Raw genomic sequence first — 14383 nt, 5'->3', positions numbered from 1 at the left:
TATTAAAAATCACCCTGAAACGAAAAAAACAATCCCTAAACAACATGTTGTCTAAGGATAGTTCGTTTAAAATGGCAGTAGGACCATATTATGAAATACGTTATGTTTCGTTTCAATGGTCATATGACCACCGTACTTGTCGCAGATTCTAGCTATGTTTGTTAATCCAATACCATGAAATTCCGGGTTTGGTTTGTGGCTGTATAAGTGGACAACTTCATTCTCCATATGATTCAAGATGTGAATGAGAAGGGTAGACTCGGTAGAATGTATTTTGATAAGCATGTACCTATCTTCTGCGATTTTCAACTTTTTAGAAGCTTCTATTGCGTTATCTAGCATGTTTCCAATGACAACACATAAGTCATAACGGTCAATATGGACTTCTTGTGAACATAAGTTAAGCTTCGTATCTATTCTTATGCCATTGGCTTGTCCAATATTAAGCGTATTCGTGACAAGAGCATCGATAACCAGATTCCCCGTATTCACCCGGTGATAGGCTCCCTCGACTTTATTTAATGTAGTCTTAATATGTTCCATGGCTGCTGATAACTCATTTCGCTTAATACACTCTTCAATATACAAAAACTGTTGATTCGTATCGTGAATGATTCTTTTAATGGATTTGAAGCTGTGAACGACTTTTTCATAATTCGCATCCTGATAATCCATCTGATGTTGCAACTGAGTATTCTCATGCATGAATTGAAATTTCTCAACGATATGATCAAAAATATAGACGATCATCACATTCAAGAAAAGAAATCCAATAACGGAAATGAAAGAATAAACGTCCTTATAAGTTAGAATACTCAGCTGGTATATACTTACGATAGGAATAACCAAGAATAATACGTAGTAACGATTATCCAAAGATAAATTTCTGCGTTTTGCAACTAGTCGTATGATCTGAATGATCGCAAACATGATCACACAACCGAGTAAAATAGCTTTCGTGTTGGCTATTTGATCTTGTTCATTTACAGGATCAAAGCTAAAGTCAACTGAATCTATGGTATAAAAAAGATAAAGGGATATAAAATTAGCGAGAGACATTAAAACAGCGTAAAGTATTGAAAAAGTGAACTTGGTTTTAAATTCTACTTTATAAGATAGCGAAAAACTAAATATCATTAGCAAGGTGAGAATCGAAGATAAAAAAGGAGTGACGGGAAAAACTAGATATAGGTAATCGATCAACCCAAAGATAATGAAGTAAATGAATCGGTTTTGTTTTTTAGCTGATTTATCAAAAATCGAGTTGAAGAAAAAATTAACTTGAATACCCATCAGAAGTACAATGCTAAAGACAATAAGAAAATTATTTTGAATCATATCAATTGACCTTCATAATCATAAATTTGGTGTAAACATCTTTAACCTCTTTGATTTTAGAACGGCCTATGGGTAATTCCAACCCATTGGACATTAGAACAACTCCGCTAGCAAACTTCCTCACATGAAGCAGATTAATAATAATGGAACGATGGATTTGCAAGAAGTTACAGTCTTTTAAGGCCACAGCATAATCTGAAATGGTGCCTTTGCTTTCATAGGTTTGATTCGCAGTAATAAAATGCAGTTTACTTTTTATGGTTAAGCTTTTGGCAGCTTCAATACTGATGAGGTCATCATATTTTACAACGATTTCTTCATAGGCTGACTTGATGACCATAAACTTTTTATCAAGTGCTTGAAAGTATTGGCACAGCTTGATGATTTTCTCCTCCAAGATGATGGGGGCTATGGGTTTAATCAAGTACTGGAATGTCATGACGTCAAAACTTTCCACCATGTATTCAGGGTAGCTTGTCAGAAAAATAATTTGTTCATCTAGGTTATTTAACCCTCTGATCTTATGGGCTGTTTGAATCCCGTTCATTCCACCCATTTCAATATCCATAATTAGAATATGGAATGGAGTGCCATGTTGCTCATAATAGGATACTAACTGCTCTCCCGAGCCGAATAATTCGATTTCAAAATCGATATTTGTCTTTATCGACAAAGTAATCAAAATGTTTTTAACGAGTTCTCTTTGTTTGTCCTCATCATCACAGATAGCCACTTTATACATCAATGATACACCTCTTATTTTCATTACCTTTATTCTAGAACTCTATGTAAGCATAATACAACGTTTAGACTTTATATAGGTAACGATTCGTTGAAATGCAATTTTGAATCCCTCAAATGACTTTTTTCGTTTGGAATAACAATGAGGGGATTTTTCCGCAGATGTAAGGGCATGAGCGCTGAAATTGTGGAGGAAAGCTGAGTTGATCCAAGGCGATTGATTGGATGGTATGCCATTATTCATCTCATTTCTTCAAGGAAAGGTATCGATTTCTGACACGATCGCCAAACATATGCCAGAACTTGTTCGGCCAACGGGTAAGCTACAGTCCAACTTGGTTAAAGAAAGATTAGGCTCTTTTTGCTCCATCAATCCTCAAGATCATTATCGAATTCCATTATTTTAGCCGTGTCAGCAGCAACGTGTTTGCTGAGCAACCGCTGAACCATATGGCCCAGGAAGAATCAACTCCAAATGAGGTAGCTAATGAGAATTTAAATGAAAAGCCGATTAATCAAGAAGAGCAGGAGATTGTTTCTGAACAATGGAATAGCAAAGATCAGCAAGAAGATTAGTCACAGCAGGAAGCAATATTAAATGAAGCAAATTTACAAGAGTTACAGTAAGCATTGAATGATGAAGAAGAAGAGCAGCCACTTAGCCTTTGATGATATTGCAAAGCCGGGAAATTCGGAGTAACAAACAAAATGATTCCGGATGGTTCAGTCTAAAAGCTGAGGATCCTTCGTTCCATGTACCTGTAGTTCCTTTGGGAATTTTACTTAGGTATCTGAAGAAGTTGGAGCGGGAATTTATTCAAAATAATCTGAAATAGAACAAGCCGGAGCATGGATTGGTCATGTGCTCCGTTCTTGTTTTTATTTTGTTAAGTTTTCTGACTGTCATGCGTAGAATGAATGTGAGAGATAGGGAATATCAAATAGATATTGTATGTCAAATTTTGACATACAATATCTATTTTCGCTGCTCTTTTACTTATTAGGTGGTATAATATACCTATAAAGGAGGGGTAAAAATGAATGATGTTCGGGGATCTAAATGGAGAAAATGGGACTTGCATTTCCATACTCCATCTTCATTTGACTATCAAGACAAGTCAATTACTAATGTTGAGATAATAGAGATGCTTGAGGTAAAAGAGATTAAAGCTGTTGCAATAACAGATCACCACGTAATGGACGTACACAGAATAGAAGAACTTCAACGATTGGGAAAAGAAAAAGGAATTACTGTATTTCCAGGTATTGAATTAAGGTCTGAACTCGGTGGAAGTGAATCGATACATTTTATCGGAATTTTTCCAGAAGATTCAGATGTTGAGGATATATCGGTAAAAATACAGGGCAAGCTTGAGATTACTTCTGCAGATATTAAGAGGAAAGGTGACGATTTTGTATATTGTGATTTTAAAGAATCGTCCAAACTAATACATGAACTAGGTGGAGTTGTAACAGTACACGCGGGTAAAAAAACAAATGGTATTGAAAGTATTCGTAATAATCATAAATACAAGCAAGCCATAAAGAAAGATCTAGTAGAAGGTGGATATATTGACGTATTCGAAGTTGGTCAACTAGACGATGTGACCGATTACCAAAATATTGTTTTCCCTCATCTAGGTAAAAGCTTTCCTTTAATTATTTGTTCAGATAACCATTTGATAAGAGAGTATCAAACAAAAGCAAGTCTATGGATTAAATCTGATTTAACATATAAAGGTTTGAAACAGGCAATTACAGAGTCCAAAGATAGAATAAAATTAGGAATAAAACCAGAACAAATAGTAAACTATGAAACAAAAAAAACCAAAATTATAGATTCAATTATTGTTAAAAAAATAAACGATAAATTAACAGATACTTGGTTTGATAAATGTGAGGTAAAGTTTAATTCAGGGCTTGTTTCCATTATCGGCAACAAAGGAAATGGAAAAAGTGCTTTAGTTGATATACTTGGACTTCTAGGAGGGTGTTCACATAATTCGTTTGAATTCTTAAATGATAAGAAATTTAGGAATTCAAAAAACAATATCTCACAGCACTTCGAAGCGACTTTAAAATGGGCTAGTGAAGATACATCTACAAAAAAACTATCCGAAAATGTGCTTGATACTGAAGTGGAAAGAGTAAAATACATCCCTCAGCAATATTTGGAGAAATTATGTAATGAAATGAATGTTGCTAGTAGCAACAGTTTTGATGCCGAAATAAAAAAAGTTATTTTTTCTCATATTAGTATAGAAAATAGACTCGGTTGTGAAACCTTTGACCAATTACTGAATTTAAAGACTAAAGAGCTGTCTGAGGAAATGAATATTTATAGAAGACAAGTTAGTGAAGTTAATTCTTCAATATGTGAAATAGAAATTAAACTTACAAGTAGTTACCGAGAACAGATAAATGAACAACTAAAAGCAAAACAAATTGAGTATGACCAACATATAAAAATGATGCCAGAGGAGGTAGAAAAGCCATTAAGTGAAAATCAAGAGGATAGCGGTTATGCTGAATTGACTAAAGAAGTAAGCTTGTTTAATTACCAAAAGGCTCAGCTTCAAGATGACAGATATAAAAAAATAGAAGAAAGAAAGATTCTTGTTAAAAAACAAGAAGCAGTGAAAAGTGCGCTTGGGAAAATTGATAATTTTATGTTGCAATTTGATAAATTATCAAAAGATTTAGGTGAACATTTAGAGTTATTGGGGATAAATCAAGAACAAGTTATTTCTTTGAAAATAAATAAGTTTACACTGTTGTCAAATCAAGAAGAAATTAATGAGAAGCTGGATAAGCTTGCTCAATATTTAGATGGAAACTCTGGTGGATCATTTAATATTGTTCATGGATTGCTTGACGAAAAATTAAGACAATTGGAAGACAAACTTGATAAACCAAATAAACTCTACCAAGAATACTTGGGTAAAATTGAAGAGTGGATTAAAGTAGAGAAGGAATTAATGGGAGATACGTTTACACCAAATTCTCTAAGCTACATACGGAACCAATTTAATGAACTTGATACAGTGTTACCAAATAAACTGGTTGAGGCTAAAGAGTTCAGAAAGCACCTTTCGAACCAAATTTTCGATTTGATTCAAAATCTAATATCAACTTATCAAGATCTTTATAATCCTGTTCAAAATGCAATAAGTGCCCATCATTTGATCAGAGAAAAATATCAACTTAATTTTGAAGTATCAATAGTACTAAGCTCTTTCGTGGATGTTTTTTTCAATATGGTTGGGAATTCTAGAGGATCCTTTTATGGAGCTGAGGACGGTAATAGAAGGTTAAAAGAAATTATTGATAGAAATGAGTTTCTTGATTTTAAATCCATCATATCTTTTATCGATGAAGTTATTCTAAACCTAGAGACTGATCAAAGAGATTCTTCTAAATCTATCATACCTGTTGAGTTGCAGCTTCGAAAAGGAATGACCAAACAAGAACTTTATGATTTTTTGTTTAATTTGAGCTATTTATCACCAATCTATGCTTTAAAGCTTGGAGATAAAGAAATTGACAAACTTTCGCCGGGGGAAAAGGGGGCATTGTTATTAATGTTTTATCTCTTAGTTGATCGTGATGACCGACCTTTAATAATAGATCAACCTGAGGAAAATCTGGATAATCAATCTGTTTTTGAACTGTTGGTTCCTTGCATCAAAGAAGCAAAAAATAGAAGACAAATATTTATTGTTACACATAACCCGAACTTAGCAGTTGTTTGTGATGCGGAACAAGTGATTTATAGTTCTATTGATAAAAAGAGTGCAAACAAAGTGAATTATCTGACAGGATCAATTGAAAATATTGAGGTTAATAATAAAATTGTAGACATTCTTGAAGGAACATGGCCTGCTTTCGACAACAGGACAAGTAAATACATTATGGTGGTATAAAGAAAAAATATTCATTAAAAACTTATTATTTGCCGCCTCTCAAGTTACCATCAACAACAATCAACCTTGGGAGGTGGATTGTTGCGGATGTCGCTTTCTTGTTTTGCTGATTCAGTGCTTGATTTTATGAGATTTTTAATATGGGATTATTTACTTTGTGTCTCGCTCTATGGGTTTTTTAAAGGTCCAACTTCGGAGGTGAATAAAGAAATGAAATTTCCAGTAGGAATAATCAAGGGGGAGCAACTCAATACCATATTTGAAGAATCTATTAAATATCATATGGAAAATTTCTACAAGACTGTTTCGGAGTATGAACCAAAACAACTTTACAGTAATTGGCGCTCGACAGTAAGGTCGATAGACGAGATAATCAACATTCCAATGGAACTTAGCAATGATAATGAAATCAACTGTTTTCTAGAATTAAGTTTTGATTTTCTTGATTTAAGGAACCAATTCAAAATAAAAAAAGTTATTGATATTTTAGAACAACGATTTGAGAAAAATGTTGCAGTGCGATTTCAACAAATGGCGTTGATGTGTTTTGCTATTGATAGCTCATATAAAGAACATGGCCTTTTTAACCAGCAGGGTGTTACTTTAGATTTATCAGGTACCTATAATGCAATTAACTATCTTCAATCAAGACGAGCGTATTATGTGACAACATTAAATTTGATACCAAAGATTGCTCATGGCAACAAGACAGTGCCTTATATAGATACATTAAATTCTTTACATTATACAATCGATATCTGTTTAGTTAATATAACAACTGCGTATTACAATTTACTGTTAAATCATTGTTTACCTGATTTTGAAATGTATTCTGACGGATACATAGCAAACCGTAATTATGAGTATGACCACTTGGAAGGTTTTTTTATGGAGCCTGAAAGACTTTCATTAATTGACCAAATTGAATTACGACCTGAATTTGTTACTCTCCCCAACATGCTTACTAAAGCAGATAATAAATTATTTTCATTTAGTGAAGTTGCTAATACTATGGCATTATTTGAAGGAGCATTCGATAAATATAAAATAAAAGATAACGTTGAATATAGAGAGTTAAGTTCTTTATTAAATGATATTGCTATTTACCTTAGGGACGATTTTCATATAGTAATTGAAGAAGATATATTTAATACCATTGCTTGTAAATATAAATCTTTTGTACTCCATTTTATTTCAGATGATTATTTTAAAAACCTAAATAGTTATTCTCCATTTCAGAAAGTTGATGGAGTATATTACACAACTATAGTTTTGCTAACAAGGTTTGTCTACAGGACATTATCACAATCGCTTTTGAAGAACAGGACTTTTCAAATCCACTCAGGATTTATTTTTGAAGATAAAGTTTCAAAGATTTTAGAGGCTAAAGGATATCAACCAACAGGAATAACTAGAATTAATCATAAAGAGTTTGATCTTATTACTATTAAAGATAATAAGTTATTTAATTTTCAATGCAAAAATAATTTTGTTGATATCTCAGAAGTGAACTACGATTATAAAAAAATAGGTAGAATTAATAGGAGATTATGTCGATATTATGAGAACGCATTAATTAAGGAAGAGAACAGAGAATATTTAATAACTTCCATAACGGGGATTAGAGATATTGAACATTTTGTGATTTCTAGATATCCCGTTATAACAAGAAATAAAAAAATAATTAATTTCTCCCACTTAGAAGACTGGCAACCAGAATGATTCGGAAATGTAATATCAAAAAATATAGGACTTAAATAGTATTGAGAGGGGATGGAAAACTATGCGAATGGTTATATTTAAGGAGTTGTTCCAACAGAGCCATTCAGATAATTTCTATATTATATAAGCTGAACATAAGAATGACCATTCGGTGCCAACGAAACCCTTGTAAGCCAAGGATTTCGCCAGTATAACAAGTTATATTCTTAAGTTCACTCTATATAATTCATTCTGAAAAGAAGATTGGAGAGAACATACATGGGTAAGATAGCGGATACTTACATAAAATATGGAGTACCTATAGACAAATCGCTTAAATATGAATCTATGGGATTACCAGTTACTACTATTCGTGCTACCAAAATATCCACATTAATTGAACACTATGATTTAGATCATGAAGAGATAGTTTGGATTAAAAAATGTGTTAATAGACAACCGATTGAAGAGGAAGTCGTTCAAAGATTATTAGAAAATAGCAATTTTGTTTGTTGCTGTTGTAAAGGAATGAAATCCGATAGTTATATTATTCATCACATAGTTGAGTATGAAGTTTCTCAAGATAATAGTTATGATAACTTAGCGGTACTTTGCTTAAACGACCATGATCTGGCTCATAGACCTCCAATGCTCACAAATAAATTAACAGCTAATCAAATAAGAAAAGCGAAAATTACTTGGGAACAGCAAGTATGTATACATAACATTGTCACATCACAGAACGAGCATAAAGAAAAATTCTTATTAAAATTTCCTAAGTATATTGAATTAGAAAAAGAAATAGTTGAATTAAGAGCACGCATCACAGATAAGGAAAAAATTATTTCTAGAAGTGAAGCTTATTATGATACGGAAATCCAAAAGTTCAAAGACCGAATTGAAGTGTTAAATACTCAAAAAGGTGAGTTGGAAGATAAAATTTCTCAATTAGCACTTAGTTTAGATGCAATGGATTTTAGTAAATCATCAGATTTATACTTAAAAGCACTTGATTGCTTATTTAAAGGCAACTTAGAAGAAGCCAAATCTCTGCTTAGTGAATCAGAATTAGAAAGTGAATTGGATGGGATACTTCTAAGAGAAGTGGAGCTATTTAGACTTCTAGAACAAAATGCTGATAGTTGGCTTCTTAGAGCAAAGATATTTTTGTTAGAGTCAGAGATTGAAAAAGCAAAAAGTAGTGCTGAAAAAGCATTACAGGTCTATAGAAAGATCGACCCGTTAATTTCTGAAGAGTACGCTATAAAGCTAGTCATTTGCTTAGAATCAATTGGTACTATTTATTATAATATAGGCGACTTTGATGCTGCAGGTAATTGCTTTGATGAGGGTTTGAATTTATGTTTAGTTCAGCGTGAGTTGGGTAATTATGGACATTCCCCAATTTTGGCTATTATACTTCAGAATATCGGTGCCTGTTATTATAGTATAGGTGATTCAGAGGAATCAATTAAATATCTTGAAGAAGCTAATGTTTGCATATCAGCAATAAATTCAATTGCTGAATCCATTAATGGACTAGAAAATCACTATTTTGTGCAAATGCAATTATTAGTTTTAACTAATTTAGGAGTAAGCTATAATAACTTGGGAAATAGGAGTAAGGCACTAGAGTTTTTATTAAAAGGTAATGAAATTTTTGAGAGAATACTTGTTTCTAACAACAATGATAATTATATGGAGCCTGTGTTTAAATTTGGAACTTACTTTGGTTCATTTTACTTTTATTCTGGTGATTATAAATTAGCTCAAAATATATATTTAAAGATTGTCCCGATTACTGAAAAAATTGACAGTTCTTTAAAAGATTTTTTCATTGCAGATATAGCAGAATTATATCGAGATATCTGTGCAACTTATATTTTTACTGAGGATTTTGATTCTGCAAAATTGTACTGTGATGAAGCGCTTAATCTATTTCGTCAGATAGGTTCATTTAATAATGATAAAATTGGAATGCAAATGGTAGATACTTTAGTTTATTCTGCGGTAGTATCTCTTAATCAAGAGCAAGATAGTTTTGAAAAAGTTGAGATCCTACTAAATGAAGCCCTAGATATATGCAGAAAATATCCTGATAATGAAGATGCCAGACTATATCCCGAAACAATTAAAATGATGCTTAATTCAAAAGAATGAGAATAGTTATGAATTTTACAATTTAATCTATAATCCTCGATACTTTAACTTGCGAAAACAGTAGGTTGATTTATAGAGTCATTATGAGGAACCGTTTGTCGAGGCTATAACCTCGGACGAGGCTTTTGAAACCGTCAAGCGCGACAAAGCCTTTCTTCTTATCTATTGCGTATAGCTATTTATTGACCCACACGTACCTGTCATTGATGGGAGGTTCGCGTGGGTCATTTTTTTAGAAACTTTCACGGCCTTGGCTGGCGTAAGTTATTTGTTGATGAGAATAGATGCCTCTTTCTCGCAAAACACTTCCAAATAATGGTATAATAAGAACTTAATAGGCGTTATTTCACGAAACTATCATTGTGATCAATCGTATTGTATACGATACATATTCATTACTGCGAAACAAGGAGATGAGCTCATGACTTCAAATATGACCGCGGAACGCATCCGCATTATCGAATATGATCCTTCCTACGCTGGAGCGCTCGCGGAGATGTGGAACCGCAGCAACGAAAGCTGGGGCGGTGGAACCGATCAGAGAACAGAGGACAGTGTGCGTCGAGAGTTGGAGATTTCTTCTCACCTGCATCTATTTATCGCCGTCGATGGCGAAGAGGTAGTTGGATTCTGCAGTTTCTCACACTATCGTCATGACGAAGGCGCGTTGTATGTACCGTTGTTGAATGTGCGTCCCGATTATCACGGTCACAAGGTCGGTCGCAATTTGATTCTGAACGCCGTCCGCAGAACAGTCGAAGCGGGGTGGCCTCGCCTTGATCTGTTTACTTGGCCAGGTAATACGAAGGCAGTGCCGATGTATAAGAAATGCGGGTTCTTCTGGGAAAAAAGTGATGATTACGTCCATCTGATGAACTTCATTCCTACCGTACTGCAAACCGAAGCCCTTGCTCCCTATTTCGAGGAATTCGATTGGTATGCCGACAGCACGCGCGAACTTGTCATTGAGCCGGATGGCCGCCAGGAGCGGGGTTTTGATTATTTTGATTATACTTGGCAAAAGGGCGATCTTTTCTTGCGAGCATCATTTGAGAAGACGGGTCGCGGATTAACTGCGCTCGACACACCTGACTATGCAATTTACACAGAGTTGGATGATCATGATCTTGTGTTTGGCTCCGCCTATAAGATTCGCTACCACATCACGAATCGCTCTGCATCGGATCTGGCGATTGAGATCAAAGGTCATAACGACAAGAATATTCGATTTGACCTAGACGCTGCGCCAACGCTTGCCCCAGGCGAAACGGTCATCGTGGAAGGCGAGTTTGCGCTGGATCCCGTTCGGGAGGAGCAGAATGCGAAGAAGACTCATCCTGTCGTAAAGAGCGAATGGGTTATCGGTGGTAGACGGGCGGCGTTCCGCATCGGTGTCGCCCCCAAATTCCCGCTCAAGATGAAAATGGAGCTTCCGACCCGTGAATTATATCCGGGTTCGCCGGCAGAATTGTATCTGAACGTGGAGAATAATTTCACCTTGGAAGCGGAGTTCGCTCTTAATTTGCCGGAAGATGAATGCTTGGAATGGACTGAACGTGCGGTACACTTCAAAGTTCCGGCGAAGAGCAAAGCCTCTATCCCTGTACCCTTCATCCTGCGTTCTTATGGACTCTACGCACACGATATTGAGGTGACGGCCGTTCCTGTGGGTGAGCGCGCGGTCTCTTTCAATAGCAGACTATCCGTTCTCGTGAAGGGAATATATGGGCGCTATGGAGGGGAGAACGGAGAGCAATGGGTCGCCGTGAACGGCGCATATTCACTTCACCTCAACAAGATCGACAATAGCATGTGGATCGAATATCCCGGCTCCAGCCACAACTTTTGGTGGACCTATCCGAAGCTAGGCAAGCCGTTCGCTGAAGAATTCTCCAAGAAACAAGCCAGCGAAGTGAAGATTTATTCGGAAAACGAGAGCCAAGTGCTCGAAGCGATCTACGCATCGGAAGAGTTCCCGGGCGTAGAGATCAAAACGGTGGTCAAGCTGTATGCGAATGGAATCGTCGAGTTTCATAACGAAATTTGCAATAACAGCGGAAAAGCGCTGGAAGAGCCTATGTACGCGCTAACGAATTTCGGCTTCTTCGGTAAGCGCCTCATCCTGCCATACCAGGGCCATTACGTAGATATGGGCGATGCTTATGCCAGCGACCCGAGTCATTGGGATAGCGCACAGATCACGGAGAATTGGCTGTTCTGCAAGGAAGAGAACAGCACCTGCGGGATCTGCTGGGATGATTCTCTGAAGCTGCTTCGACCAGAGTACACACTTGGGCTTGAGCATCATCTTGGCCTCATTGCCGCCGGAGAAGTTGTGCGCACGAAGACGACAGTGTTTGCGCTGAATACCTTTGCGAATTGGTCGGATTTCCGCTCCTTCGCAAGGAAGCAGCGGGATAAAGTCACCCCGGTGCTCGACGATCATCTAGCATTCACGATCGGTGGCGGGAATCCGTTCGCTGCGGGAGCACTTCAGGCAGAACTAAGCGAACGGAAGATGATTCCGCTTGCTGGGAGCCTTGAACTGTTCATCCAGAGCGATGACGGAGAGCAGAAGAAGGTCGCTGACATGGATTTGAGTCGTGAGAAGGATATGCGCGTTGCAAGCTGCGAGTATGTACCTCAGCCATCGGAATTACAAAGACATAGCGGATCTGCTTGGAAGGTTCGGGCCGTATATCGCGGTGAGGATCGCGTTCAGAAGCGGTCGGGCCTGTGGTTGCCTCAGACGGCATCGACCATCGCTTGCGATATTGAGGAAGGACCAGGAGGGCCCGTCTACGCGGTCAGCAACGGCGTGATCTCGATTGCGGCTGCTCCTGCATTCGGGAGCTGCGTGCATTCCCTGAAGTATGGTGGGGGAGAATGGCTTGACAGCTCCTATCCAGAAGCGGTACCCCGTTCATGGTGGAATCCTTGGTACGGTGGACTCGGTGTGGAAATTCCCGGCATCGGTGGATTCAGCCGGCAGCAGGAGCCGAGAACCATGGGGTGGATGGAGACGAGAGATGACCAGGGCAATGTCTGGAAGGGACTCCGAATAACCACTTCCATCGAGAAACAGGAAGCCAATCGGGGGATTACGATCAACCAGCATTACCTTATGCTGCCTGGCGTACCTGTCCTTTGCGTACTTCATTCGGCGACCAATAGAAGCGGAATGGTTCTGCCTCAGTTTAATTTATCTGATGATAATTACTTCAAGCCCTCACCTGTCTATTCTGAAGGATGGATGGAGCTTCCGAACGAAGGCAAGTTTCTACTCGGACAGATGGAAGGAAATCTTGAGTCCAAGGGGCTTTTGCGAATTGGTGCGGATACGCGTAAAGACATGCTTCATACTATAATTCGTTATCCTAATCAATGGGCTTCCTTTTATGTGAACAATCAGGTGTTTAATTATGGCGTAAATCACCAACTTCCACTGCTGAACGGAGCAACGACTTGGACACAGCCGACCTTCATGCTCTTTGGTGAGAACGCGCTGCATCTTGAAGATCTCCGTGATCTTCAGAAGCTGACTTTTTCCAATCTTACTGACGATAAGGAGATTTCCAATGCCGATTATTGACATTCACATTCATCTGTCGGATATCGATAGCTTTCATCAAACAGCGAGGGACTTGTCCAAAGTCGATTACACGGCCGCTGGCCTCAAGGCTGAATTTGACAAGAACGACGTTATTCTCGGCATTGGCATGGGGGTCACGGAGCAGGTGAAAGGAGCCTTTCCGGACTCCACCTCCCCCAATCCGATGGGCCTTGACTTGGAAGATCGTGTACCGCCATTTCTAATGGAATGTGTGGGCATCAATCCGAACATGCTCACAGGGAAGAACGCTCAAGCGGAGCTGGACCGCATCGAAGCGAGGCTAAAAGCTCCCGAGGTCGCGGGAATGAAGCTGTATGCGGGGTACTATCACCACTATGTCTATGACAAAATTTATTCCCCGATCTATGAGCTGGCTGCTGCGTACAGCTTGCCGGTGGTCATTCATACCGGAGATACATACTCCAAGAATGGATTGCTTAAGTATTCACACCCACTCACTGTGGACGAATTAGCCTACCAGCAGCGTGGTGTAAACTTTATGATCTGTCACCTCGGCGATCCTTGGGTGATGGACGCTGCTGAAGTCGTGGCCAAGAATCCGAACGTCTATGCCGATTTGTCCGGCCTCGTCGTCGGTGATCGGCCCCATTTTGAGCGGTTCATGAATGAGCCTCTATTCATGGATCATTTCCGCCGGGCGCTAGTGTACTCCGATCATTACGAGAAAATGTTGTTCGGGACCGATTGGCCGCTTGCGCCAATTGACCTGTATGTGGAATTCGTCCGCCGGCTCGTGCCTGAGCAGCACCACGAGAGAGTATTTTACGAGAATGCCTTTGAACTGTTCCCGCGCATTGAGCAGCGAATTGCTGCGGCGCTCTGAGACGAGAGGGGATAACGCAATACGCTTATCCGAAGAAGACGTTAACGGATGTTATACATCTGA

General features: G+C 38.1%; 8 protein-coding genes. 6 read left to right on the top strand and 2 right to left on the bottom strand.

Annotated elements, in window-relative coordinates:
- Nucleotides 1-66 precede the first annotated feature (66 nt).
- Together AC3WU2_RS24415 and AC3WU2_RS24410 are read right to left on the bottom strand one after the other, a co-directional pair.
- On the bottom strand, nucleotides 67-1338 hold the full coding sequence (locus AC3WU2_RS24415) for a GHKL domain-containing protein (RefSeq protein WP_492457592.1): 1272 nt from the start codon (nucleotides 1336-1338) through the stop codon (nucleotides 67-69).
- A 1-nt stretch (nucleotide 1339) separates the two neighbouring features.
- Nucleotides 1340-2080, bottom strand: coding sequence for a LytR/AlgR family response regulator transcription factor (locus AC3WU2_RS24410; RefSeq protein ID WP_492457647.1), 741 nt, complete (start codon nucleotides 2078-2080; stop codon nucleotides 1340-1342).
- Nucleotides 2081-2502: 422 nt separating this feature from the next.
- On the opposite strand from AC3WU2_RS24410, the gene AC3WU2_RS24405 reads away from it, so the two are divergent.
- The 6 genes from AC3WU2_RS24405 to AC3WU2_RS24380 all read left to right on the top strand — a co-directional run bounded on the left by AC3WU2_RS24405 (nucleotide 2503) and on the right by AC3WU2_RS24380 (nucleotide 14320).
- On the top strand, nucleotides 2503-2655 hold the full coding sequence (locus AC3WU2_RS24405; RefSeq protein ID WP_492457591.1) for a hypothetical protein: 153 nt from the start codon (nucleotides 2503-2505) through the stop codon (nucleotides 2653-2655).
- Nucleotides 2656-3116: 461 nt separating this feature from the next.
- Nucleotides 3117-6002: a TrlF family AAA-like ATPase gene (locus tag AC3WU2_RS24400; protein WP_492457590.1), complete on the top strand. Its 2886-nt coding sequence runs from the start codon at nucleotides 3117-3119 to the stop codon at nucleotides 6000-6002.
- Between the two features lie 81 nt (nucleotides 6003-6083).
- Nucleotides 6084-7724, top strand: coding sequence for a hypothetical protein (locus AC3WU2_RS24395; RefSeq protein WP_492457589.1), 1641 nt, complete (start codon nucleotides 6084-6086; stop codon nucleotides 7722-7724).
- 258 nt (nucleotides 7725-7982) lie between these two features.
- Complete coding sequence (locus AC3WU2_RS24390; protein WP_492457588.1) at nucleotides 7983-9863, top strand: hypothetical protein; 1881 nt, start codon at nucleotides 7983-7985, stop codon at nucleotides 9861-9863.
- 421 nt (nucleotides 9864-10284) lie between these two features.
- Nucleotides 10285-13455, top strand: coding sequence for a GNAT family N-acetyltransferase (locus AC3WU2_RS24385; protein WP_492457587.1), 3171 nt, complete (start codon nucleotides 10285-10287; stop codon nucleotides 13453-13455).
- On the top strand, nucleotides 13442-14320 hold the full coding sequence (locus AC3WU2_RS24380) for an amidohydrolase family protein (protein WP_492457586.1): 879 nt from the start codon (nucleotides 13442-13444) through the stop codon (nucleotides 14318-14320). The genes AC3WU2_RS24385 and AC3WU2_RS24380 overlap by 14 nt, the downstream gene beginning before the upstream one ends.
- Nucleotides 14321-14383 lie beyond the last annotated feature (63 nt).

Source organism: Paenibacillus sp. EB106-05-06-XG162 (genome assembly GCF_058791655.1).
This window is presented reverse-complemented; position numbering and strand designations above follow the sequence as displayed.